The sequence below is a fragment of the Thalassococcus lentus genome (assembly GCF_028023555.1).
GTDB lineage: Bacteria > Pseudomonadota > Alphaproteobacteria > Rhodobacterales > Rhodobacteraceae > Thalassococcus_A > Thalassococcus_A lentus.
In genome coordinates, this window is the sequence record NZ_JAQIOY010000001.1 from 1,000,326 (window position 1) to 1,022,488 (window position 22,163).

The 22,163-nt window shown below is 58.6% G+C and carries 21 protein-coding genes and 1 tRNA gene; 13 read left to right on the top strand and 9 right to left on the bottom strand.

All coding sequences use genetic code 11. The annotated features are described in order from the left end of the window. Positions 1-61: 61 nt before the first annotated feature. Positions 62-1,360, bottom strand: coding sequence for an MFS transporter (locus tag PFY00_RS04905; protein WP_271431383.1), 1,299 nt, complete (start codon positions 1,358-1,360; stop codon positions 62-64). Between PFY00_RS04905 and PFY00_RS04910 the strand changes: the two genes are divergently transcribed. Next, positions 1,359-2,000: a 50S ribosomal protein L25/general stress protein Ctc gene (locus PFY00_RS04910; RefSeq protein WP_271431384.1), complete on the top strand. Its 642-nt coding sequence runs from the start codon at positions 1,359-1,361 to the stop codon at positions 1,998-2,000. The two genes, PFY00_RS04905 and PFY00_RS04910, sit on opposite strands and share 2 nt — an antisense overlap. Positions 2,001-2,136: 136 nt before the next feature. On the opposite strand, the gene PFY00_RS04915 is transcribed toward PFY00_RS04910, so the two are convergent. Genes PFY00_RS04915 through PFY00_RS04940 form a run of 6 tightly spaced genes read right to left on the bottom strand, consistent with a single transcriptional unit; the run spans position 2,137 to position 7,073 of the window. Continuing rightward, complete coding sequence (locus PFY00_RS04915; RefSeq protein ID WP_271431385.1) at positions 2,137-2,904, bottom strand: SDR family oxidoreductase; 768 nt, start codon at positions 2,902-2,904, stop codon at positions 2,137-2,139. A 7-nt stretch (positions 2,905-2,911) separates the two neighbouring features. Continuing rightward, entirely contained in the window at positions 2,912-3,505 is a 594-nt protein-coding gene (recR, locus tag PFY00_RS04920; protein ID WP_271431386.1) for a recombination mediator RecR, read from the bottom strand. A gap of 37 nt (positions 3,506-3,542) precedes the next feature. After that, on the bottom strand, positions 3,543-4,505 hold the full coding sequence (locus PFY00_RS04925; protein WP_271431387.1) for a hypothetical protein: 963 nt from the start codon (positions 4,503-4,505) through the stop codon (positions 3,543-3,545). A 7-nt stretch (positions 4,506-4,512) separates the two neighbouring features. Further along, positions 4,513-4,857 (bottom strand): YbaB/EbfC family nucleoid-associated protein, encoded by a 345-nt coding sequence (locus PFY00_RS04930; RefSeq protein WP_271431388.1) that lies wholly within the window; start codon positions 4,855-4,857, stop codon positions 4,513-4,515. Positions 4,858-4,875: 18 nt separating this feature from the next. Next, positions 4,876-5,334 (bottom strand): hypothetical protein, encoded by a 459-nt coding sequence (locus PFY00_RS04935; RefSeq protein WP_271431389.1) that lies wholly within the window; start codon positions 5,332-5,334, stop codon positions 4,876-4,878. Next, positions 5,313-7,073: a DNA polymerase III subunit gamma/tau gene (locus PFY00_RS04940; RefSeq protein ID WP_271431390.1), complete on the bottom strand. Its 1,761-nt coding sequence runs from the start codon at positions 7,071-7,073 to the stop codon at positions 5,313-5,315. Before PFY00_RS04940 ends, PFY00_RS04935 begins: the two co-directional genes overlap by 22 nt. A 288-nt stretch (positions 7,074-7,361) precedes the next feature. Between PFY00_RS04940 and PFY00_RS04945 the strand changes: the two genes are divergently transcribed. From PFY00_RS04945 to PFY00_RS04965, 5 genes are all read left to right on the top strand, one after another. Continuing rightward, on the top strand, positions 7,362-8,888 hold the full coding sequence (locus tag PFY00_RS04945; RefSeq protein WP_271431391.1) for an ankyrin repeat domain-containing protein: 1,527 nt from the start codon (positions 7,362-7,364) through the stop codon (positions 8,886-8,888). Between the two features lie 84 nt (positions 8,889-8,972). Beyond that, positions 8,973-9,809: a KPN_02809 family neutral zinc metallopeptidase gene (gene ypfJ / locus PFY00_RS04950; RefSeq protein WP_271431392.1), complete on the top strand. Its 837-nt coding sequence runs from the start codon at positions 8,973-8,975 to the stop codon at positions 9,807-9,809. Further along, on the top strand, positions 9,775-10,350 hold the full coding sequence (locus PFY00_RS04955) for a phosphatase domain-containing protein (RefSeq protein WP_271431393.1): 576 nt from the start codon (positions 9,775-9,777) through the stop codon (positions 10,348-10,350). The genes ypfJ and PFY00_RS04955 overlap by 35 nt, the downstream gene beginning before the upstream one ends. A 176-nt stretch (positions 10,351-10,526) precedes the next feature. Continuing rightward, entirely contained in the window at positions 10,527-11,762 is a 1,236-nt protein-coding gene (locus PFY00_RS04960; RefSeq protein ID WP_271431394.1) for a flavin monoamine oxidase family protein, read from the top strand. A 9-nt stretch (positions 11,763-11,771) separates the two neighbouring features. Continuing rightward, complete coding sequence (locus tag PFY00_RS04965) at positions 11,772-12,371, top strand: TetR/AcrR family transcriptional regulator (RefSeq protein WP_271431395.1); 600 nt, start codon at positions 11,772-11,774, stop codon at positions 12,369-12,371. Between the two features lie 60 nt (positions 12,372-12,431). Here the strand turns inward: PFY00_RS04965 and metG are convergent, their stop codons facing one another. Further along, on the bottom strand, positions 12,432-14,144 hold the full coding sequence (metG, locus tag PFY00_RS04970) for a methionine--tRNA ligase (RefSeq protein WP_271431396.1): 1,713 nt from the start codon (positions 14,142-14,144) through the stop codon (positions 12,432-12,434). Positions 14,145-14,249: 105 nt separating this feature from the next. Then, positions 14,250-14,837, bottom strand: a complete 588-nt coding sequence (locus PFY00_RS04975; protein ID WP_271431397.1) for a TetR/AcrR family transcriptional regulator — start codon at positions 14,835-14,837, stop codon at positions 14,250-14,252. Between the two features lie 78 nt (positions 14,838-14,915). Between PFY00_RS04975 and PFY00_RS04980 the strand changes: the two genes are divergently transcribed. The 7 genes from PFY00_RS04980 to PFY00_RS05010 all read left to right on the top strand — a co-directional run bounded on the left by PFY00_RS04980 (position 14,916) and on the right by PFY00_RS05010 (position 22,149). Then, a complete protein-coding gene (locus PFY00_RS04980; protein WP_271431398.1) occupies positions 14,916-15,245 on the top strand; it encodes a hypothetical protein in 330 nt (109 codons plus the stop codon). A gap of 130 nt (positions 15,246-15,375) precedes the next feature. Further along, the gene (locus tag PFY00_RS04985; RefSeq protein WP_271431399.1) at positions 15,376-16,674 is read left to right on the top strand and encodes a homoserine dehydrogenase; all 1,299 of its coding nucleotides are present in this window, start codon (positions 15,376-15,378) and stop codon (positions 16,672-16,674) included. A 140-nt stretch (positions 16,675-16,814) separates the two neighbouring features. Further along, positions 16,815-17,780, top strand: coding sequence for a class II fructose-bisphosphatase (gene glpX, locus PFY00_RS04990; protein WP_271431400.1), 966 nt, complete (start codon positions 16,815-16,817; stop codon positions 17,778-17,780). Positions 17,781-17,794: 14 nt separating this feature from the next. Further along, a complete protein-coding gene (recJ, locus tag PFY00_RS04995; protein WP_271431461.1) occupies positions 17,795-19,540 on the top strand; it encodes a single-stranded-DNA-specific exonuclease RecJ in 1,746 nt (581 codons plus the stop codon). Between the two features lie 139 nt (positions 19,541-19,679). Beyond that, positions 19,680-19,754: transfer RNA gene (locus tag PFY00_RS05000), tRNA-Glu, on the top strand. 106 nt (positions 19,755-19,860) lie between these two features. Beyond that, positions 19,861-20,919 (top strand): LacI family DNA-binding transcriptional regulator, encoded by a 1,059-nt coding sequence (locus tag PFY00_RS05005; protein ID WP_271431401.1) that lies wholly within the window; start codon positions 19,861-19,863, stop codon positions 20,917-20,919. A gap of 141 nt (positions 20,920-21,060) precedes the next feature. After that, positions 21,061-22,149, top strand: coding sequence for an ABC transporter ATP-binding protein (locus PFY00_RS05010; RefSeq protein ID WP_271431402.1), 1,089 nt, complete (start codon positions 21,061-21,063; stop codon positions 22,147-22,149). Positions 22,150-22,163 lie beyond the last annotated feature (14 nt).

Sequence of the window (22,163 nt, forward strand, 5' to 3'; positions counted from 1 at the left end):
CGACTATAGCGACCACCAGCGTACAGCGTAAGGCGGATTCCATTGAGGGGGAGGTCAGGGCTCAGGCAGATTTTTGCCGGGATAAAACCGGCACCAAAACAAGCGGGATGATCAGTACGAGCGCGCCAACGGCTGCAAAGGACATATGCAGGCCAAAGGCTTCGGACAGGCCGCCCATCATGGGCGGGCCAACGAAGAACCCGGCATATCCGAGAACCGCGATCCGGCTGATTGCGAGCGCCTTGCGGTCTTCTGGCACCAGACGACCGACCCATGAAAAAGCCATCGGCGCGACCACGGAAACGCCCAAGCCCAGCATGGCAAAACCGAGGTATGCCACTAGCAAACCGCTAGCAAACGCCGCGATGAAGGCACCGGCGGCACATAGTGCAGAAGCAAGACCAATCACAATTGCTTCGGAAACGCGGTGCGCAACGACGTGGCCGGAAAGCCGGCCAATCGCCATCGTGATACCCAGAATAGCCGGTCCCAACGCACCTTGTGCCGCGCCTGCACCCAAGCCGCGTTCGAGATGCAGGGCGGACCAGCCTTCGGTACCCTGTTCGGCCAGAAACGCGATCAGGATGATCAGCCCTCCCGGGATCAACAAAAGCGGGGACAGCCGCGCCGGAGGCGGGGCGTCGCTGTCCGCCGGGGCATCTTGCACAGGCGCGGCGACCATCTGGATCATCAGGGCAAGGGTCGCAAGGCCAAGCGTGGCAAAGACTGCGAAGGGCGTCCAGCCGGCTTCTCTGGCCAATCCGGTGGCAAGGGCCGAGCAGGCATAGGCGACGGAAAAGACGCCATGGTTCAGGTTCATCAATGAAACGCCCAGCCGCCCTTCGAGGATAGACAGGCGCGCATTCATGGAAACATCCAACGTGCCAGATGCCATGGCCGCAAGCGTCATCGCGATGGCAAAGGTAACGCCGTTCCAACTCAGACCGGGTGTCAGAAAGGCAAGCAGCATGGCGAAGGCCAGCACCGGCAAAACTCTGATCCCAAGCGCGCGTTCAACCCGGGGCGCCAGCCACATGGCCAACAGAGCGCCGAAGGTGGACACCAACATGGCCAGCCCGAAAGCGCCATCGCTCAGCCCGACCTGCGGCTTGAGATCCGGGACCAGCGCGCCGAACGCACCCCAGTATAGCCCAACCGAAGCAAAGGCCGCCGCAGGCCCGCGGCTTGTGTAAAGATCACGCAGCATCGTCATGGGTGCCGAGTGCCACGCATTGGGGTTCCGGTCCAGCCAAATTGCGCGAATCTGCTTGCCATCTGGGCCAATCCGGTCTACGCGCACGGCTTCACGCGGGGTGACAGCCTTGGAGGCACCCCGACAGACAAATTGGAGATATATCATGGCTGGTGAGATTCCTGATCTCGAAGCTACGGAACGGACGGGGACAGGCAAGGGCGCCGCTCGTCAAGCACGCCGCGACGGCATGGTTCCTGGCATTGTATTTGGTGGCGACGCAGACCCGCTTCCCATCAACATCCCGTTCAACACGCTGTTCAAGCGCCTGAAGGCCGGACGGTTCAAGTCCACGCTCTTCAACCTCAAGGTTGAGGGCCACGAAGACGTGCGCGTGATCTGCCGCGATGTTCAGCGCGATGTCGTAAAAGACTTGCCAACGCACCTCGACCTGATGCGCCTGCGCCGCACGACGAAGGTTAACCTCTTCATTCCGGTTGAGTTCCTGAACGAGGAAACGGCACCTGGCATCAAAAAGGGCGGCGTTCTGACCATCGTGCGTCCAGAAGTCGAGCTGCGCGTTACTGCCGGTGACATCCCCGAGAAGATCGAAGTCGATCTGACTGGTCTGGAAGTTGGCGACACTGTAACGATCTCGTCGGTAGATCTGCCCAGTGGCGCGAAGCCGACCATCGATCGTGATTTTGTGATTGCGAACATCTCGGCACCGTCCGGCCTGCGTTCTGCTGAGAACGAAGAAGAGGACGAGGCAGAAGCCGAAGAGGCAGCACCCGCAGCCGAAGAATAATCAGTTCGCCAATCGGCAACCTGATGGAAACCCCTGCCAGCCGGCAGGGGTTTTTCTTTGTCTTCTCGATTGAGTGGTGTGGATCTGTGGCCAAAGCCTTAGCAGGTGCAGTGCCGCACAGTTAGTTTACGCCGTATCAGACAAATCGTTCTGTGTGGCCGTCCACGGCCATGGCCTGACCGGTGATGGACGATGCGCCGGGAGAAGCGAGAAAGAGCGCCATGGCCGCGACGTCTTCGGCGGTTACAAAGCGCCGCAGGGCTGCACCTTCGGAAAAGCCTCGGCGCACGTCGTCTCGATCAACGCCCCGTGCCTGTGCTTCCATTTCGATGACGCGATCCATGCGCGGGCCTTCGACAGCGCCGGGACAAATCGCGTTCACGCGCACGCCGGCAGGACCCAATTCAGATGCCAGCGCCTTGGTCATCCCCACGATCCCCCATTTGGCAGCGACATAGGGTGAGCGTTGCGGAAACCCGAAAAGGCCGGATGTCGAACTGGTCAGAAGCAACAAACCGTGTCCTTGGGCGCGCATCACCCGCGCGGCCCAGCGGCAAGTCAGAAAAGCCCCATCGAGGTTGACTGAAACGCAGCGGCGCCAATCTTCAAAGTCCAGATCCTCGATATGCCCTGCGGGCCCGCCAATTCCGGCGTTCGAGCAAACAACATCTGCTCCGCCCCAGTCGTCTTCGAGCCCGGCAAAGAACGCGTCCATCGCGGTTTTGTCCGTAACATCCGCGACCACTGCACGAATTTCGGGGATGTCTTGGGCTATTGCTGTCACCGCATCGGGGTCGGCGTCGCAAACTGCGACTTTGTCCCCGGCGCGCAGAAAGGCTTCGGCCATGGCTCTGCCCAGCCCAGAGGCTCCGGCGGTTATAATGACGCGTCTGTTTTCTGTCATACCGATGTCAAAAGGCCTTTCGCGCGTTCAAAGCCGCCGTGATGGTTCCGTCGTCCAGATAGTCCAACTCGCCACCAATCGGCACACCCTGCGCGAGGGACGTCACCGAAACAGCGCCGCCCAGTTCGTCAGCGATATAGTGGGCGGTTGTCTGGCCATCGATTGTCGCGTTCAGGGCGAGGATCACCTCTGTTATCCCCTCGCTGGCCAAGCGGGATTTGAGTTGCGGGATTCGCAGGTCGTCTGGTCCGACACCATCCAGGGCAGACAAGGTTCCTCCCAAAACATGATAGCGCCCTCGAAAGACACCGGACCGTTCCATGGCCCAAAGGTCTGCAACGTCCTCGACGACGCACAAAAGGCCGGTTGCCCGAGCCTCGCTCTCGCAAATCTCGCAGATGTCAGAAGTGCCCACGTTGCCGCAATTCAAACATTCGCGGGCAGACCGTGCGACTGCCTGCATGGCATCGGCCAGGGGTTGCAGCAATGCGCCGCGTTTTCGAATGAGATGCAGAACAACCCGCCGCGCGGATCGTGGGCCCAATCCGGGAAGTCGAGCCATCAGATCAATCAGGGCTGCGATGGGGTCGTTTCTGCTCATGGCTCACCGCTCTTTGGGGCTGTGCTGGCCGCGCCGTTCAAAGGCCTTGTGACAGTATGTAGTCAATAAAGGCAGGCAGCAATGCCAAGATCACAACGCCAGCGGCTGTCGTGAAAGAGTATTCGCCATTTGGCGGAAAGGTCGACATGTTTCGAACAGTTTCGCGGTAGGCCAGCAGACCATCGACCCGGGATTGTACCTGATCGCCTTTGCCTTGCAGATCGTCCGCGTGTTGGGCCTGAAAACAATGCGCAAGTTCTTCTTCGATCTCACCCAGAAGGTCATGTTTGGAAAGGTGCAACCGCGTCGACAGGCTGAACAGAGGGACGACATAGGTTGCGCCGACCAACATCAGCGAGACCACCGAAAAGACGATAATAGCCAGATCGGGTTGCAAGACAGAAACGCGCAGGCCCAGAAAGGTGGAGCAGGCGATCACCGCGGCGGTCACGGTGGTTGTCGTGTTGATCATGGTGTAGCGGACGAGCTTTTTGCGCGGCAAAGGGAAGATCCGCAGATCTTCGCCGGTCCACGCGCGATAGGCTTCCCACCAATAGTGAACGAGCGCCCCGACAGCGAGCCCGATCGGAACGTTCACAAGCAAGAGCAGGATAACCAGTGGGCCGTCCAATCCCGGCTTGGCGTAGGCTTCGGCCGACCATGGCGCGATGGACCAGACTGATCCGGCGATCAGCAAGGTCAGGATTGCCGCGATCACGAGGTTTCCGCGCTGATTGAAAATGCGGTCCAGTACCGGCCCGCCGCTGCCGGGCGACATCATTTCGAAAAAGCCGCCAACCTGTCGCCCCAAAGCGCCAGCCAAAAACAGGGCCGCAGCGGAATTGGCGATCAACGTGCCGACAAAGAAGGCTTCTTGTGTTGATCGCTCAGGCGCAATGTTTCCGACCCGGACCAGGTAGAAAACCGCTGCGACCAAGGCCAGCAACAGCGCAATGGGCCCAACACGGAAAAAGCCCTTGGATCCGGGAAGAAACATCATGATCGAATTAGAATGGCAGCTTCATGTCCGGCGGCAGACCCATTGAATCTGTCAGTTTTCGCATCTCTTCCTGACTGCGATCCTGGGCCTTGGTCTGCGCGTCCTTGATGGCAGCAAGGATGAGGTCTTCCACGACTTCCTTGTCGTCACCGTTGAAAATGGAAGGATCAATATCGAGGCCCTTCAATTCACCCTTGGCTGTTGCAGTTGCCTTGACGAGGCCCGCTCCGGATTCACCGACGACCATCATTTCGGCGAGGTCTTCCTGCAGTTGCATCATCTTGCCCTGCATTTCCTGTGCCGATTTCATCATCTTGGCCATGTCGCCAAGATTTCCCAGACCTTTCAGCATCGTCTACTCCTGTTTGTATCAAAGCCGCTTTTCGCGGCGGAATGTGTAAGTCACGGCTGCAAGACATATTGCAGTCGAAGCCGCGATGAACAAGGTCGGAGGCGCAACGCATCCTTCGTTCACGGCTGCCGCGCGGATGGGATCATCAAGCCCCATGACCAAAGCGGTGATAAAGAACGACCAGAGCAGCGCTACGATTGCGGTTCCCATGGCGTGCCGGAAGACCAGTGCCATTGCCATGGCGGCGCACAAGAACAGCCCTGCCGGAGACAGGAACAGGCCAATTGCTTCGGAGATCATGCTTTGCGGGGTTCCGTCCCAGTCCGGGCGTGTCTTGTCGCAAACCTCTGCAGCCGCCGCCCCAGGAAGCAGGATCAAACCAGCCGAAAGGGATGCTGCGCGCCGCTCGGCTGCGCCGTCGCCCCGCCCACCATCCCGCTGGCAAATCAAACCCATCATTCCTCGAATGGATCCCATTCGTCCTCCACCTCGGGCAGAGCTTCGGCCTCGGCTTCGTTGGCAAGGTCCTGTGCGGTCCTGATTTCCTTGATCTGTGCCTTGGGGAACGCCTGCATCGCAGCCTTTACCAGTGGATGTTCAGCGGCCTCGGCATGCAGTGCGTTTTTTTCGGCATCGCGCACTTCGGCGATCGTCGGGGCATTACAATCGCCCACAACTGAAATACCCCAGCGATTGCCGGTCCACCTTTGCAGAGCAGAGCCGAGGCGCTGGGCGAGATCGGCGGCTGCATTTTCGGTAGGCGTGAATTCGATGCGCCCGGGTTGATAGGCCGCAAGCCTCAGTCCGGTTTCCACCTCGACCAGCAGCTTGACGTCCCGGCCTGCCCGGATCAGGTCGATCACGTGCTCGAAGGTCGGGTAACGGGCGAGGGCCTGATCTGTGGCAATGGCGGTCGCGGCTTGTGCTCCGGAGACGGCTGTGGGGCCGGAGGGAGCCGTATGTGTCGGAGCGGGCAGGGTGCTGCTGGTCGCCTGTACGCCGGAGTGACCGCCCTGCGAAAGGCCGCCACCAGATGGGCCGGGACCGGCGGGCGGCTGGCTGTCCTTGAGTTTGCGCACCAATTCCTCGGGTGAGGGTAGTTCGGCCACATGGGTCAAGCGGATGACAGCCATTTCCGCGGCCATCATCGCGCTGGGCGCTGCGCTGACTTCTTCGATGGCCTTGAGCAGCATTTGCCACATGCGGCTGAGGGGCCTCATACCAAGGCCGCTTGCGAAGGCCAGACCGCGGTCGCGTTCTTCGGGGCCGATCGTCGGGTCTTCGGCGGCGTCAGGCGTGATTTTGACCACCGAAATCCAATGTGTCAGTTCGGCAAGATCGCGCAAGACAGCGAGAGGATCTGCACCATCGGCGTATTGCGACGAAAGCTCGCTCAGCGCTGTGGCGGCATCGCCGCGCATGATATGCTCGAACAGGTCCATGACCCGCCCCCGGTCGGCAAGGCCTAACATGGCACGGATCTGGTCTGCCCCGGTTTCTCCGGCGCCATGGCTGATCGCCTGATCCAGCAGTGAGGTCGCATCGCGAGCGGACCCTTCGGCGGCGCGGGTGATTAGCGCCAATGCCTCGTCCGAAATTTCAGCGCCTTCGGCCGTTGCGATGCGGCGCAACATGGCGATTTGGTCTTCGGGCTCGATACGGCGCAAATCAAAACGCTGGCATCGCGACAGGACAGTGACCGGCACTTTGCGAATTTCGGTCGTGGCAAAGATGAACTTGACGTGCGCGGGGGGTTCTTCGAGCGTTTTGAGCAATGCGTTGAACGCGCTGGTCGAAAGCATATGCACTTCGTCGATGATGTAAATCTTGTACCGTGCTGAGGCCGCCCTGTAGTGCACGCTGTCGATAATTTCGCGGATGTCATTCACGCCGGTTCGGGACGCGGCATCCATTTCCATCACGTCGACATGGCGGCCTTCCATGATGGCGACGCAATGTTCGCATTGACCGCAAGGATCCGTTGTCGGCCCGCCGGTACCATCTGCGCCGATGCAGTTCATGCCCTTGGCAATGATCCGCGCTGTTGTCGTTTTACCGGTGCCCCGGATGCCTGTCATCACAAAGGCCTGCGCAATGCGGTCAGCCTTGAAGGCGTTGCGCAGGGTGCGCACCATTGCTTCTTGTCCGACCAGATCGGCAAAGGTTTCCGGGCGATATTTGCGCGCGAGAACCTGATATTGAGGACTGTCGGTCATGCGATGCCTTTGCGAGTCAGAACCCACATAGCCTACGCCGGGGGGCAAGACGCGTCCACCGCCCAAAGCGATCACCAAGTCGGGTTGCGGCCCTTTTTTGCGAAGAAGATCGCCTGTACGGGCGCTTGTTCCGTAGGCCAGCGTTTGCTACGCTGGCCTAGCCCAATGCAGGGGGCTGCCTGGTCCGTGGAAAGCGTGGATACGCACCTGCCTGAAGTCCGAACGATTATCATATTCGGCTTTCCTGCCTGGTTTAACGGACCATCGGGCTTGCGAGGAGAGATCCGAATGACCCAATCCCAATCAACTGAACAATTGCGCCGTGATGCCAAGCGTTTGAAAAAGGCGTTTGATACCGGTGAAGCCGCCGCCCGACACCGAGTGGAAAGCCATCTCGGAGCGAGGGCAGAGATCAAGCTGGCAGATGCGTTGCATGTTGTAGCCCGTGAAACGCTTTTCGAAAGCTGGCCTGCCTTGGTAAAGGCCTCAGAGACACTTGGGCTGGATCGCGCCGCTGCGCAACAACGGCTGAAGTTTGCGCTATACCACGGTCAGAACGAAAAGGTTTCGGCGCTGCTGGATCAGTATCCAGATCTGAACAAGGGGGCCTTTGGCCTGTCGTGCGCTTTGTACGATCAGAGCGAAGTGGCGCGGATGCTGGCGGATGATCCGGGTTACGCGACGCGGCAGATCGGACCAAGGCGGCCAATTTTGCATCTGGCTTTCTCGCGGTGGCACAAAGCGCGGCCAGATCTGCAGGAAAGCATGGTTTCGGTGGCCGATATGCTTTTGGCAAATGGCGCGGACGTCAACGACGGATATCCGTTCCAACAAGGCGATGATCATCTGCTGTCAGCGCTCTACGGTGCCATCGGGCACGCGGACAATATGGTTTTGGGACGTTGGTTGCTGGACAACGGTGCGGACCCAAATGATGGGGAATCCCTGTATCATGCTACGGAGCTTGGGCATCATGATGGTTTGCGCATGCTTCTTGAGGCGGGGGCAAACCCGCATGGAACCAACGCGCTTTTGCGGGCGATGGATTTCCACGATCACACCGCGGTTGAGATGCTGATCGCGCATGGTGCCCAAGCGGATGATTTCAACGATGCCGAAATCGGAGGGGAGCAACCATGGGTATGCCCTGCGCTGCATCAGGCCGCTCGGCGGTCATCTGATGCCCGAATGACTGACCTGTTAATACAGGCGGGGGCGGATCCAAACCGCGTCTATCGCGGCGCCAACGCTTATGGTTTCGCGCGGGTTCATGGCAATCGCGCAGTTTCCCGAGCGATCGAGGCGATGGGTGCAACGGCCGAACTGACGCCGGAAGAGGTATTGCTTGCCCGGGCTGCGGATGGCCTTGAAAGTCCGGGTCAGTTTATCGATCCAGCCAAGCTGCCAGAGGCATACCGGCATCTGATCCGGGAAATTCTGCATCTGCCCGGGCGTCTGGGCCATGTCAAAAGGCTGGTGGCGCTGGGTTTGCCATTTGATGCGCCTGATTCCGAAGGGCTGACGCCTTTGCATGTCGCAGGCTGGGAAGGTTTGCCCGAGGTCATGCAATACTTCATCAATCTGCAGGCTGATCTGTCCCATGTGAACGGTTATGGCGGCACGTTGCTTTCGACGATCATTCATGGCTCGGAAAACAATCCCAGCAGGCAGGGCCGCGACTATCTGGAATGTCTGCGTCTGGCCCTGACGGCGGGCGTGGCCTTGCCCCGGCGAACGGCACTGAACGCCGGTCGGGCCGATATTTCAGAGTTCCTGCGCGACTGGGCCATGAAATATCCGGGGCAGGTTGTCTGAACCAAGCAATCGGTGAAAGTGGCGAATCGTTGGCCTTTGCGCCGTGATGTGTATCCTTTCCTCCGGACCATCTGGGAGGGACCAATGAAACTGCGTGGTTTGCGCGGTAGCCGTAATATTGAGGACCGCCGCCGTTCGAATGGCGGAGGCGGTGCCAAAATCGGTGGGGTGGGTTTGTTGCTCGTTCTGGCTGTCGGTTATTTTGCCGGCATTGATGTTACGCCACTGCTTCAACAGGGTTTGCCACAAGACCAGACGTCTGCGGGGCCTTTGACCGCGGAAGAAGAGCGCGCTGCGGAATTCACGTCACGGGTTTTGGGCACGACCGAACAGGTATGGGGACAGGTTTTTCCGGATCAACTCGGCCGTCCTTATGAGCCACCGGTGCTGGTTTTGTTTTCTGGTCAGACCTCGTCGCCATGTGGGGGTGCATCCGGGGCCACCGGTCCGTTTTACTGCCCAGCCGATGAGAAAGCTTATCTCGACACAGAGTTTTTCGCGACGTTGTCGCAAAACCTTGGCGCACGCGGCGACTTTGCGGCGGCTTACGTGATTGCGCACGAGGTGGCCCACCATGTGCAGAACGAAGTCGGTATTCTGGGTGAGGTAAACCGCATGCGCCAGCAGGTTTCCAAGGTGGAGGCCAATGCGTTGACGGTCCGCCTGGAATTGCAGGCGGATTGTTTGTCCGGGGTTTGGGCCCGGAACGTGAGCGGCCTTCTGGAGCCGGGCGATCTGGAGGAAGCGCTGAACGCGGCCCGCAAGATTGGAGACGACCATTTGCAGCGGCGCGCCGGGCGCTTCCCGCAGCCGCATACATTTACGCATGGCACATCTGAGCAACGGTCCAGATGGTTCGCCAGAGGCTATGAATTGGGGGATATGAATGCTTGTGACACATTCCGAGCCCGTCAGCTCTAGTCTGTCCGGCGATGCCACAACGATTGTAATTCATGCGCTGCCGGTGGGCGGTGGCATTCTGGCGCTTTCACCTTTGCCCGGCTGTGGCGGTGATTTTTCCGGGGATCTGGAGCATATTTCCAGCTGGACACCGGCTTGTGTCATTTCGCTTGTGACACAGGTCGAACTGGTCGCTGTCGGCGCGCAGGATTTGGGTCAGCATATTCAGGACAAGGGCACGCGCTGGGCGCATCTGCCCATTGAGGATTACGGCGTGCCGGGGCCGGAGTTCGAAGAACAATGGCCCGAGATCAGTGATCGGGCGCGGCGTGCCATGCTGGGCGGTGGACGTGTTCTGGTGCATTGCCGGGGCGGGTGTGGTCGGTCGGGAATGGTTGCCCTGCGCCTGATGATCGAAGCCGGTGAGGCACCTGATGAGGCGCTGGACCGTCTTCGCAGTGTTCGGCCCTGCGCTATTGAAACCGACGCACAGATGGAATGGGCACTCAAGGCCGAACGGCAGCCAGCGGTGTTTGTGCGACACAATGAGATCTCTTCGTAGCGGTTGAATGACCCCTGGCAAAAGCTGAGATCCCAAGACTGAAGTTCTAGAAACCTCACTTGAAATACAAACAAGTCGGCTCGAGCCGGGCAAGTCGTCTTTTGCGATAGGTTGATCTTTACAATGAACGAACGATCGTTCATTTTTCTTGTGATTTGTTTTGTCGGAGATTCGAGATGCTTGTGAAACGCAGAACCGTGATTGGTGGCGCCGCCAGCTCAGCGTTTGCTGGATTTTCAGCTTGGCCTGCGTTGTCACAAAGTCAAAAATATCCACAGCCCGTCGGCTATCTGAGAACGAACTGGAGCCGCGACCCCTATTCATTTGGATCGTATTCTCATTTGGCGCGCGGGGCCTGGAGTAAACACCATAGGCACTTGGGCACGCCAGTATCCGACAGAGTATTTTTTGCAGGCGAAGCGGTGAACCCAGATCGCAACAGTTCAGTGCATGCGGCGCTTGAATCGGGTCGTCAGGTTGCGGCCAAGTTGCTGGATCACACCCACAGGAAGATTGGCATCATTGGTGCCGGTATTGCAGGGCTTGTAGCCGCTCAGCTTCTGAGCGAGGCAGGGCGCGACGTTGAGGTTCTTGAGGCCCGAAACAGGATTGGGGGTCGAATTCATACCGACCGTAAACTAGGATTTTCTGCCGATCTTGGCGCAAGTTGGTTGCATGGCTCCGATGGCAATCCGCTTGTGCCCGAGATTGAACGTGCCGGCATGCACCGCGCGATATCGCTAGAAGACTCTTTGGCTATACGGCGCGATGGGGCGCTCCTGAACGCCGATGAGTTGCCAGACTGGTTCGAGGAGATCGCTCTTTTCAACAATCATGCGGGAACCGGAGCGGGGTCGTTAAACACTTGGGGTTATTTGCTCAGATCAGACTATTCGGGTGACGAATATCTGTTCCCTGATGGGTACGATCAAGTCCTGCAAAATTATGAAGGTGACTACGTTACGTCGCTAAAGGAAGTGGTTACGAATATCGACTACAGCGGTACTGATGTGCGGGTCGCCTCGACACGAGGCAATTCGGCCTTCGATGCGGTGGTTGTCACCGTACCGCTTGGTGTTCTGAAGTCCGATCACATTCAATTCACGCCTGCTCTGCCAACACGTCACCAAACAGCGATTTCAAAACTTGGATTTGGTACGCTGGATAAGATCTATCTACAGTTCGAAGACGATTTTTGGGATCGTGACGCTCATTTTCTTGTCACGCCATTTAACGACTTGCCACCGGGGTATTTCAATACGTGGGTGAATCTGTATCCGATCGCGAAAATTCCGGTTTTGGTTGCGTTTAACGGCGGACCGGTCGCGCTCGAACTGTCGTCGGAAACGGATGAGGCTGTTGTTGAGAAGGCGCTTCATACACTCTTGAAAGCATATGGTATTGCCGGATAACCAAGAAGAATGGATAGCCCTCTGAACAATCGCGAAATCGCATCTCGAAAGCGCCGCGAGCAGGTCTTGGATGCGGCTGCAGCCTGCTTTGTTGAAAGAGGCTTTCATCAGACGGGCATGCGAGAGATTGCCAAACGCGCAAGCGTCAGTTTGGGAAATCTCTACAATCACTTTCCTAGCAAACATGACATGTTGATTGGTCTGGCCGAGTTGGAACTGTCATCTGTTGACCCGTTTGTCGAAATGCTGATGCGAAATGTGCGGCCTTCAGTTTGTCTGCGGGAATTCACCCGGGCATATTTTCAACACTGTTCGGATCATGACGCGGCAATCTTGTACCTAGATATCGCGGCAGAAGCGATGCGAGAGCCCGATATCGCAGAGCGTTTTCTACAGGCGCGCTCTACACTTGCCGAGGCGCTGACATCCTTGCTCTTCAAGGGCGTCGAGAGCAAGGATTTTGGACCTTCCATTGTCGATACGAGCACCGCCGACCTCATTCTTGACTTGATAGAAGGCGCTGCTGCAAGAGGGTCGATCGACGCCAGCAAGCCGGACATGCTGATGGCAAGCATTGAGGCAATGGTATTTGCCGCCCTGAGGCATTGATCTGGAAGGTGCTCAGCCCAATCGCACAAAATGTCTACACGGGCTGTTTCTCTTGTTTCGCTACTCCCGCACTCCGGCAAAGCGCTCTTGCCACTCTGCGCGTTCGTCATCGGTGATCTTTCTGAAAGTTACCTCGGGCACGGCAAAGGCATGGCCAGCGGGCAAAGCAGCCAGTGCGCTCGGAACGTCATCGGGCCAGTTGCGGTCATCAGTTTGCATGGCGTCCAGCAATTGCTTGGACGCATCGGGGATGAAGGGCGCAGAAACCACAGCGTAGAGGCGGATCAGGTTAAGGGCGAGGCGGATTTGCGCTGCGGCCTTGTCCGGATCTGTCTTGAAGGTGGTCCACGGCGCGACTTCCTGCAGGTATTCGTTTCCAAGCACCCAAGCCGCGCGCAACGCAGCGGCGGATTTGCGAACCTCGATGGCTTCCATGTGCTGTTCGTATTCGCGCAGCTTGTCCGTCAGGGCGGCAATCAGCCGATCTTCGTCGGGACCATAAGTGCCAGCCTCTGGCACGGCTTCTGAAAATTTGGAGCGGCAGAACTTGGTCACACGGCTGGCAAAATTGCCCAGCACGTCGGCAAGATCCTTGTTCACGGAGATTTGGAAATTCTCCCAGGTGAATTCACTGTCCGAGCTTTCCGGCGCATGGCTGAGTAGCCACCAGCGCCAGTAATCGGCAGGCAGAATTTCAAGCGCCTGATCCATAAAGACGCCCCGTCCGCGCGAGGTGCTGAACTGGCCGCCGTCATAGTTCAGGTAGTTGAACGATTTGATGTAATCGACCAGCTTCCACGGCTCGCCCGAGCCAAGAATGGTCACCGGGAAGCTGAGCGTGTGGAACGGCACGTTGTCCTTGCCCATGAACTGCGTATACCGCACGTCGTCTGCGCCCTTGTCGGTACGCCACCAACGGGCCCAGTCGTCACCCTTGCCCGCTTCGACCCATTCCTGTGAACAGGCGATGTATTCGATGGGCGCGTCGAACCAGACATAGAAAACCTTGCCCTCCATGCCGGGCCAGGGTTCGTCGCCTCGCTGTACCGGAACACCCCAATCAAGGTCGCGCGTGATGCCACGGTCTTGAAGCCCGTCGCCATCGTTCAGCCATTTCTTGGCAATCGAGGTCGTCAGAACCGGCCAGCCTTCGCGGGTGTCGATCCATTCCTCGAGTTGGTCTTTCATTTCGGACTGTCGCAGATAGAGATGCTTTGTCTCGCGCATTTCCAGATCGGTGCTGCCGGAAATGGTCGAATGCGGGTTGATGAGATCAACCGGGTCCAACTGCTTGGTGCAGTTGTCACACTGATCGCCGCGGGCACTGTCAAAGCCACAGTTCGGGCAGGTGCCTTCAATGTAACGGTCGGGCAGATAACGACCGTCGGCCTTGGAATACATCTGCGTTTCCGAAACTTCGCGGATCAATCCCTGATCGGCCAGGACACCTGCGAAATGCTGGGTCAGCTTATGGTTTTGCGTGCTCGATGATCGCCCAAAGTGATCAAAAGAGAGGCGAAAGCCATCGGCAAGCTTGGCTTGCACTTCCCACATCTCGGCGCAGTATTCCGCAACAGGCTTGCCGGCCTTTGCGGCCGCCAGTTCTGCGGGCGTGCCGTGTTCGTCGGTTGCGCAAAGGAACAGAACCTCGTGACCGCGGGCGCGCAAGTAGCGGGCATACAGGTCGGCGGGCAACTGGCTGCCGACGAGGTTTCCGAGGTGTTTGATCCCGTTGATGTAAGGGATTGCCGAAGTAATTAGATGCCGTGCCATTTGCGTCGCCTTGAAGGGTCGTCTTTTCAGGTTTGATCACCCGATTACCGGAAGGGACGGGCGAGGGGAACCTTGGATTTTGCATGATGGGCCAGTTGCCCGGTTTCAAAGGGCGCCAACGGCCTTTCGAACCATGTCGCAATAGGTTGCGCTGACCTCGTCTGCCGACAATCGGCCGCCATCCCTGTACCACGTGGTAATCCCGGTCAGCATTGCGATGATTGCCATCGTGGTCAGCTTTGTGTCGTGAACCGAAAACACACCAGCAGCGACCCCATCGCGAAGGATTGTCTCAAGCCGGTTTTCATAAGCGCGGCGCAGGGACTCGATCACTTCGAAATTCTCGGCCGTCAGGTTGCGCAGTTCCATGTAGGAGATGAAAACAGCCTCATGCCTCTGCAGGTGAAACTCGATGTGAAACTTCACAAATGTCTCTAGCCGGTCCTGCGGAGATGCGGTGGTTTGATCCGGAGCGGCGGAAAGCAGCTCATCCATATGGCCCTTGAGAAGCGAAAAAAGCAGGGCCTGTTTGTCCGGCGTGTAATTATACAAAGCACCGGCCTGAACGCCGACCTTTGCCGCGATCTGGCGCATGGAAACCGCGGCAAACCCATGTTCCGCAAACAGATGAAGTGCCGCCTCGCGAATGCGCGGGCCGGTAATCTGAGCGTGACTGCCTTGTGTTCTTGCCATGAGCGGATCGTAACTGAACATGCGTTCAGATCAAGCGCAATGCTTGCCCCCGCGCGACGCTTGCGGCACAAGACCATCATGTTGTGTGTCCGCCGTCCGCATTGGGTTCCGATTGCCGCCTTGGTCTTGGCCAGCGCGTTTTCGGGATGCACCCAGTTTCCAGAACTGGATGCCGTTCAGACCCCGGGTCTGGAGGATGCGCCTTATCCCAAGCTATTGCCGATGGATGAGCTGCTGAAGGGACCGGAGCCGCGGGCCACCATCGAACAAATTGGACAGGTTACCGGGCGTGTGGCCGGCTTGCGCGCACGCGCTGCACGGCTTCAGGCACAGAGTGTCGGGCCAGTGGGCATTGATCAAAGAATAAAGCGTCTGCGCCAAAAGGCGGCTGCCCTGCGCGAACAATAATTCGGCAAACAGTTTCAGCAGCGACACCGCAGCAAGGCAAAGTGCGCAGCGCGCGCGCCTTGGCGTTGCACGGCCGCCGCATTCCCGATAACGGATGCACGATCAGAATTTGCGCCAAAGGAGCCGCGCCATGCCCAACCAGAACCCCAGCCCCCTGCGCCTCGGAATTGCCGGTCTGGGTACAGTGGGCGCCGGAGTGGTCAAAATCGTCCGTCAAAAGGCTGCTTTGCTGACCGAGCGGACGGGGCGATCCATCGAAATTTCCGCCGTATCGGCGCGGAGCCGCGACAAGGATCGCGGTGTCAATCTTGATGCCTATGCCTGGGAAGACGATCCTGTCGCACTCGCCAAGCGCGACGACGTGGACATCTTTGTGGAATTGATGGGCGGCAGTGATGGCCCTGCCAAAGCGGCGACCGAAGCCGCGCTGCGCGCGGGCAAGGATGTGGTAACCGCAAACAAGGCCCTGCTGGCACATCATGGGCAAGCTCTGGCGGAGCTGGCCGAGGCAAATGGCGCTGTTCTGCGCTTTGAAGCGGCCGTCGCGGGTGGGATCCCTGTGATCAAGGCGTTGACCGAAGGTCTGGCCGGGAATGAAATCGATCGCGTCATGGGCGTGATGAACGGGACATGCAATTACATCCTGACCCGCATGGAAGACGCAGGCCTGAGCTATGATGAAGCTTTTGCCGAAGCGGATGGCCTTGGATATCTGGAAGCTGATCCAAACCTTGATGTGGGCGGCATTGATGCTGGGCACAAACTGTCTTTGCTGGCTTCGATTGCCTACGGAACGCAGGTGAACTTCGACGCGGTAGAACTGGAAGGCATTGGCCGCGTCAGCATCGAGGATATTCGTCAGGCGGCGGATATGGGTTTCCGGATCAAACTGCTTGGCGTGTCGCGTCTGACGGGCCGCGGGCTCGAACAAAGTATGGCCCCTTGTCTTGTTCCGGCGACCTCGCCTTTGGGCCAGTTGGTTGGTGGAACCAACATGGTTGTCATCGAAGGCGATCAGGTTGGGCAAATCGTATTGCGCGGCGCTGGTGCTGGTGAAGGGCCGACAGCCAGTGCTGTTTTGGGCGACATCCTCGACATCGCGCGCGGCACGCGCCTGACCACGTTCGGACAGCCGGCAGGCACTTTGAAATCCGTCCCGGCAGCCAAGGCAACCACGCCTGCCCCCTATTATCTGCGGCTTGCCCTGTTCGACAAACCCGGTGCATTGGCCAAGGTCGCAAGCGTCCTGGGTGAAGCTGGCGTTTCGATCAACCGTATGCGCCAGTATGATCATAGCGACGATACCGCTCCGGTCTTGATCGTGACGCACAAAACGACCCGTGCCGCGCTGGAGCAGGCACTTGTCGGAATGACACAGACCGGAGTTGTTGACGGCGACCCTGTGGCGCTTCGGATCGAGCAAGTGTGAAACCCGCCATTTGCCTGGGCGCACGACGAAACATGCCGTTTGGCCATAATCCCTGATCGTTTGTCTGCGTGCCCTTGCCGTGATGGCTAGGGTCACGTTAAACCGCAGCCAAGCTTATTTACCTCGCAAGGACCCCTGACATGACCTCGCCAATCGATTTCAACGACCGTATGCTTTCTCTTGGTCTCGCCCGGGTTGCCGAGCAGGCCGCCATCGCAAGCGCAGACTGGGTTGGACGCGGGAATGAGAAAGCCGCCGACCAGGCCGCGGTGAACGCGATGCGCGAAGAGCTGAACAAGCTCGACATTTCCGGCGTGGTTGTCATCGGTGAAGGAGAACGCGACGAAGCGCCGATGCTCTATATCGGTGAAGAGGTCGGCAACGGCACAGGGCCGGGCGTGGATATCGCGCTTGATCCGCTGGAAGGCACAACGCTGACCGCCAAGGACATGCCGAACGCGTTGACCGTGATTGCCATGGGGCCGCGCGGCACAATGCTTCACGCGCCTGATGTTTACATGGACAAACTTGCCATTGGACCTGGGTATGACGCCGGTGTTGTTTCGTTGGACATGACGCCGACCGAACGGGTCGAGGCGCTGGCCAAGGCCAAGGGCTGCACGCCGCGTGACATCACTGTCTGCATTCTGGAACGCCCTCGCCACGAAAACATGATTGCCGAAGTACGCGCAACAGGTGCCGGCATTCGCCTGATCACGGATGGTGATGTGGCCGGTGTCATGCACTGCGCAGAACCGGACGTGACCGGTATCGATATGTACATGGGGCAGGGCGGCGCGCCAGAAGGTGTCCTTGCTGCTGCGGCACTCAAATGTATGGGCGGCCAGATCTTCGGCCGGTTGCTTTTCCGCAATGACGATGAACGCGGCCGCGCTGCCAAGGCGGGTATCACTGATCTGAACAAAATCTACGCCCGCGACGAAATGGTTACAGACAACGTCATCTTTGCGGCCTCGGGCGTGACCAGCGGGTCGCTCCTGCCGGGCATCAAGCGCGAAGTGGGCTGGCTGACAGTCGAAACTCTGTTGATGCGGTCCAAAACCGGTTCGTTGCGCCGGATGGTCTATCGCAACCCCACCGCGTGATCGCGCAGGGCGCATTGGCCTATCTGGGTGTCGAAACTAGTTTGACGGGGCGGCGCTGGGTCGGCCCTTCTACAGAAATTGAGCGGCAAGCCGAGGCCATGGCGCAGCGCAGCGGGTTGCCGCGCGCGCTCTGTGCGGTTCTGGCCCGGTTGGGTGTGCCAGCCGAAGAGGCGCAGACTTATCTTGAGCCCAAGCTGAGGGACCTTCTGCCTGATCCCCGGGTTCTGCGGGATATGGAAACCGCGGCTGGCCGATTTGTGGCCGCTGTGACGTCTGGCCAGAAAATTGCGATTTTTGCTGACTATGACGTGGATGGTGGAACTTCGGCGGCGCTTCTCATTGATTGGCTTCGCCAGATGGGCTTGCCCGCGACACTGTATGTGCCGGACCGGATTGATGAGGGTTATGGGCCCAATCCAACAGCGATGCGTGAGCTGGCCGCAAACCACGATCTGATCGTTTGCGTCGATTGTGGAACCCTTTCCCATGACGCCATCGCGGCGGCCAAAGAGGCCGATGTCGTGATCCTTGATCACCATCTTGGCGGCGAAACTCTGCCAGATGCCTTGGCGGTCGTGAACCCCAACCGACAGGATGAAGACGGCAGTCTAGCCCATCTTTGCGCAGCGGCCGTGGTGTTCCTGATGTTGGTCGAGGCCGGCCGACAAATGCGTGAGGCCGGTCAGAAAGGCCCGGACCTGATGCAGATGCTGGATCTTGTTGCGCTGGCAACTGTGGCCGATGTGGCGCCGCTGCGCGGTGTCAATCGCGCCTTGGTTCAGCAGGGACTGCGCATAATGGCAGGCCGTCAGCGGCCGGGTCTTGTGGCGCTTTCTGACGTGGCGCGTCTGGAAACCGCACCGTCATCCTATCATCTGGGGTTTGTTCTGGGCCCGCGCGTGAACGCGGGTGGCCGCATTGGTCAGGCGGATTTGGGCGCGCGCCTGTTGGCAAGCGACAACCCCCACGAAGCGCGTGCCATGGCTGAACGGCTGGATGCCTTGAACACTGAGCGCCGCGAAATCGAGGCATCGGTGCGCGCTGCTGCACTGGCCCAAGCTGAAGAGCGTGGTTTGGACGCACCATTGGTTTGGGCGGCCGGAGCCGGATGGCATCCGGGCGTGGTCGGGATTGTGGCTTCGCGGCTCAAGGAACTAACCGGGCGCCCCGCAGTCGTGATCGGATTGGACGGGGACGAAGGGAAGGGATCGGGTCGTTCTGTTGGCGGTGTCGATCTGGGCGCATCTGTGCAACGTCTTGCGGCCGAAGGTTTGCTGCTCAAGGGCGGTGGTCACAGAATGGCGGCGGGTCTGACGGTCGCCGCTGATCAGCTTGAACCTGCGATGGAGCGGCTTTCGCAGTTACTGGCCAAGCAAGGGGCTGGGCAGGGTGGCGCAGCTGATCTCAAACTGGACGGCATGTTGATGCCTGGCGCGGCGACGGTTGATCTGCTTGAGCAGTTGGAGCGGGCGGGTCCGTTCGGTCAGGGCGCACCGGGTCCACGCTTTGCGATTGCTGATGCGCGGATCTCGTTTGCCAAGCAGGTGGGAACCGGTCATTTGAAGCTTCGCTGTGACGATGGGATGGGCGCAGGATTGGATGGGATCGCCTTTGGCGCATTCGACGGACCGCTTGGTTCAGCCCTCGTGAATCACGGCGGCAGCCGGTTTCACTTGGCCGGGCGGTTGGAAATCAACGAATGGGGTGGCCGCCGTCAGGTACAATTACGACTGGAAGACGCTGCCAAAACCTCTGATTGATCTGCTAAGGTTCTGAGAAACATTGGGAATGCAGCCTGTATTCCCGTTGTGAAAAACATCGCGAAAACCGTGCGAAAATCGTAACTTTGCACTTGCAAGCAGCCCCGGCATTTCATAGAACGCGGCTCACGCCAAGGATGGCCCGTTCGTCTATCGGTTAGGACGCCAGGTTTTCAACCTGGAAAGAGGGGTTCGATTCCCCTACGGGCTGCCACCTTGGTTTTTCCCAGACACGACTGAGCTTTTACGCGCTGATTGGCCTGCGCATTGTGTTCTGCTTTGGCTGAGCCTTGCAACGGCACGCCTGCTGGGCGAAAGTTGTGATCGGTAACATCAACGAGGCCTGCGTGTCCCATACGGATAAACCATCTAGATCTGTGACCATGCGGGATGTTGCCCGTGCTGCCGGTGTGTCCCGGATGACGGTTTCGCGTGCGCTCAAAAAAGACAGTCCTGTTTCCAAGGAAACACGCGACCGTATTTTGCAGGTCGTGCGTGATATGAATTACGTGCCGGATCAGGTGGCTGGCAGCCTCACGACGCGCAAGACTGGTTTCGTTGCCGTGCTGGTTCCGTCTTTGAACAACCTTCACTTTGCCGAAACGGTCCAATCGCTGACCGAAGAGCTTGAGACTCTGGGTCTGCAAATCCTGCTCGGACACACGGACTATTCAGCCGATCGCGAAGAAGATCTGGTGCAAGTCATGTTGCGCAGGCGACCCGAAGCCATCGTGCTGTCCTACGACGGCCATTCGGAGCGGACCCGGAGCCTTTTGAGCGATGCTGGTATTCCGGTTGTCGAGCTTTGGGAACGTCCCGACGAGCCAATTGGCCATACCATCGGGTTTTCGAATTTTCAGGCGGCAGGCGACATGACGCGGGCCCTGATCGATCTTGGCTATCAGAACATCGCGTTTCTGGGCGAAGCGGCTGATGATTGGACGCGCGGATCGGAACGGCGCGCCGGTTTTCTTGCGGCGATGGACAGTGCCGGGTTGAAAAGCCATCGGATTGTTCAGGCAGGTAAGCCGCCCATGTCTATCGAAGACGGTGCCGGGGCCGTGCAGGAGCTGCTGGACCGGTTTCCGGATACGGACTGTATATTCTGCGTCTCGGATGCGCCTGCCTTTGGTGTGCTGTCGGCATTGAAGGCCAAAGGGATCAGCGTGCCGGACGAGATCGGGGTGGCCGGTTTTGGTAACTTTGAAGTGTCTCGGTTTTCTGAACCGACAATTTCCACAGTGATCGTTGATCCGAAACGAATCGGCTCAGAAGCAGGCCGCTTGATTGGGGCATTACTGGCCTCTCCAGAGGCGATCGGGACCAATAAAAGAATTGACATTCCCGTCGTCCCAGAGCTGCGCAAAAGCACCAAGTAACTGAAATGATACTGAAATAGGGTGTCGTCCTTGCAGTTTTGGGGGTGCCGGAATTTTCTTGTGTTACCGGTCACAATATAGCAATGTGACCGGTAACAAAGCTGCTTTGCCGGCATATTCGTGCCGGAATAGGGAGGAAGCATGCCAGAAATACGTCTGGATAAACTGGTCAAACGGTATGGCGAAGTCGAAGTTCTGCACGGCGTGGAGCTTGATATGGCAGACAATGAATTTACCGTTCTTGTTGGGCCATCTGGTTGCGGGAAATCGACCACGCTGAGAATGATCGCCGGGCTCGAAGATGTTTCGGACGGCGAGATATTTGTCGACGGTAAACCGGTCAGCCATCTCGAGCCAAAGGATCGCGATCTCGCGATGGTGTTTCAGGACTACGCGCTCTACCCGCATATGAATGTCGCGCAGAACATCTCGTTCGCGCTGCGTCTGGCCCGCCGGCCCAAGGCCGAAATCAATGCCAAGGTGCGTGAAGTGGCGGAGATGGTCGGCCTGACTGATTTCCTACACCGCAAACCGGGTGCCCTGTCCGGCGGGCAGCGCCAGAGGGTTGCCATGGCGCGGGCGCTTGCGAAAGACAGCAGCATTTTTCTGTTCGATGAACCGCTGTCCAACCTCGATGCCAAGCTGCGGGGGCAAATGCGGGCAGAATTGGCCCTCATGTCGGCCCGCGTTGAGAAAAACATGATCTACGTCACGCATGACCAGATCGAGGCCATGACGCTGGCTGACCGGATCGTCGTTATGCATGGCGGATACATCCAGCAACAGGGCACGCCGGAAGAGTTGTTCAAACGTCCGGTAAACAAGTTTGTAGCCGGATTCCTTGGCATGCCGCCGATGAACTTTCTCAACGGGGAACTGTCCGAGCGTGACGGTGCGGTTTTTGTGCAGGGAGCGGGTTTCGATCTGCGATTGTCTGACGCCAAAGCCGCTGTCGCCCGCGCCCATTCCTCGCGCAACGTGGTCCTTGGGGTGCGGCCGTCGGACCTGACTTTCGACAGTGCCGCGCCATCGGATCAGGCGCTGCAACTGGGGGTCGAAGTGTCCGAATACGTCGGCGCCCAATCCGTCTTGCTCTGCAAGGCCGGGCCGGACCGGGTGACCGTCGAGGTGAACTCAGAAACGCCCATGGCCATTGGCGAAACGCTGACATTCGCAGTGAACCCTGAGCGGGTTCATCTGTTCGATCAACAATCCGAAATCGCAATCTAAAGCATGAAATGGGA

What these genes read in the sequence shown, in the direction of transcription:
- PFY00_RS04965 (WP_271431395.1), top strand. Translation starts at nt 11,772, where the DNA reads ATGGATAGCCCTCTGAACAATCGCGAAATCGCATCTCGAAAGCGCCGC.
- PFY00_RS04985 (WP_271431399.1), top strand. Translation starts at nt 15,376, where the DNA reads ATGCCCAACCAGAACCCCAGCCCCCTGCGCCTCGGAATTGCCGGTCTG.
- PFY00_RS04945 (WP_271431391.1), top strand. Translation starts at nt 7,362, where the DNA reads ATGACCCAATCCCAATCAACTGAACAATTGCGCCGTGATGCCAAGCGT.
- glpX (WP_271431400.1), top strand. Translation starts at nt 16,815, where the DNA reads ATGACCTCGCCAATCGATTTCAACGACCGTATGCTTTCTCTTGGTCTC.
- PFY00_RS04905 (WP_271431383.1), bottom strand. Translation starts at nt 1,360, where the DNA reads ATGATATATCTCCAATTTGTCTGTCGGGGTGCCTCCAAGGCTGTCACC.
- PFY00_RS04915 (WP_271431385.1), bottom strand. Translation starts at nt 2,904, where the DNA reads ATGACAGAAAACAGACGCGTCATTATAACCGCCGGAGCCTCTGGGCTG.
- PFY00_RS04980 (WP_271431398.1), top strand. Translation starts at nt 14,916, where the DNA reads ATGTTGTGTGTCCGCCGTCCGCATTGGGTTCCGATTGCCGCCTTGGTC.
- PFY00_RS04935 (WP_271431389.1), bottom strand. Translation starts at nt 5,334, where the DNA reads ATGGGATCCATTCGAGGAATGATGGGTTTGATTTGCCAGCGGGATGGT.
- PFY00_RS04975 (WP_271431397.1), bottom strand. Translation starts at nt 14,837, where the DNA reads ATGGCAAGAACACAAGGCAGTCACGCTCAGATTACCGGCCCGCGCATT.
- PFY00_RS04960 (WP_271431394.1), top strand. Translation starts at nt 10,527, where the DNA reads ATGCTTGTGAAACGCAGAACCGTGATTGGTGGCGCCGCCAGCTCAGCG.
- PFY00_RS04955 (WP_271431393.1), top strand. Translation starts at nt 9,775, where the DNA reads ATGCTTGTGACACATTCCGAGCCCGTCAGCTCTAGTCTGTCCGGCGAT.
- PFY00_RS04930 (WP_271431388.1), bottom strand. Translation starts at nt 4,857, where the DNA reads ATGCTGAAAGGTCTGGGAAATCTTGGCGACATGGCCAAGATGATGAAA.
- ypfJ (WP_271431392.1), top strand. Translation starts at nt 8,973, where the DNA reads ATGAAACTGCGTGGTTTGCGCGGTAGCCGTAATATTGAGGACCGCCGC.
- PFY00_RS04910 (WP_271431384.1), top strand. Translation starts at nt 1,359, where the DNA reads ATGGCTGGTGAGATTCCTGATCTCGAAGCTACGGAACGGACGGGGACA.
- PFY00_RS04940 (WP_271431390.1), bottom strand. Translation starts at nt 7,073, where the DNA reads ATGACCGACAGTCCTCAATATCAGGTTCTCGCGCGCAAATATCGCCCG.
- PFY00_RS05010 (WP_271431402.1), top strand. Translation starts at nt 21,061, where the DNA reads ATGCCAGAAATACGTCTGGATAAACTGGTCAAACGGTATGGCGAAGTC.
- metG (WP_271431396.1), bottom strand. Translation starts at nt 14,144, where the DNA reads ATGGCACGGCATCTAATTACTTCGGCAATCCCTTACATCAACGGGATC.
- recR (WP_271431386.1), bottom strand. Translation starts at nt 3,505, where the DNA reads ATGAGCAGAAACGACCCCATCGCAGCCCTGATTGATCTGATGGCTCGA.
- PFY00_RS04925 (WP_271431387.1), bottom strand. Translation starts at nt 4,505, where the DNA reads ATGATGTTTCTTCCCGGATCCAAGGGCTTTTTCCGTGTTGGGCCCATT.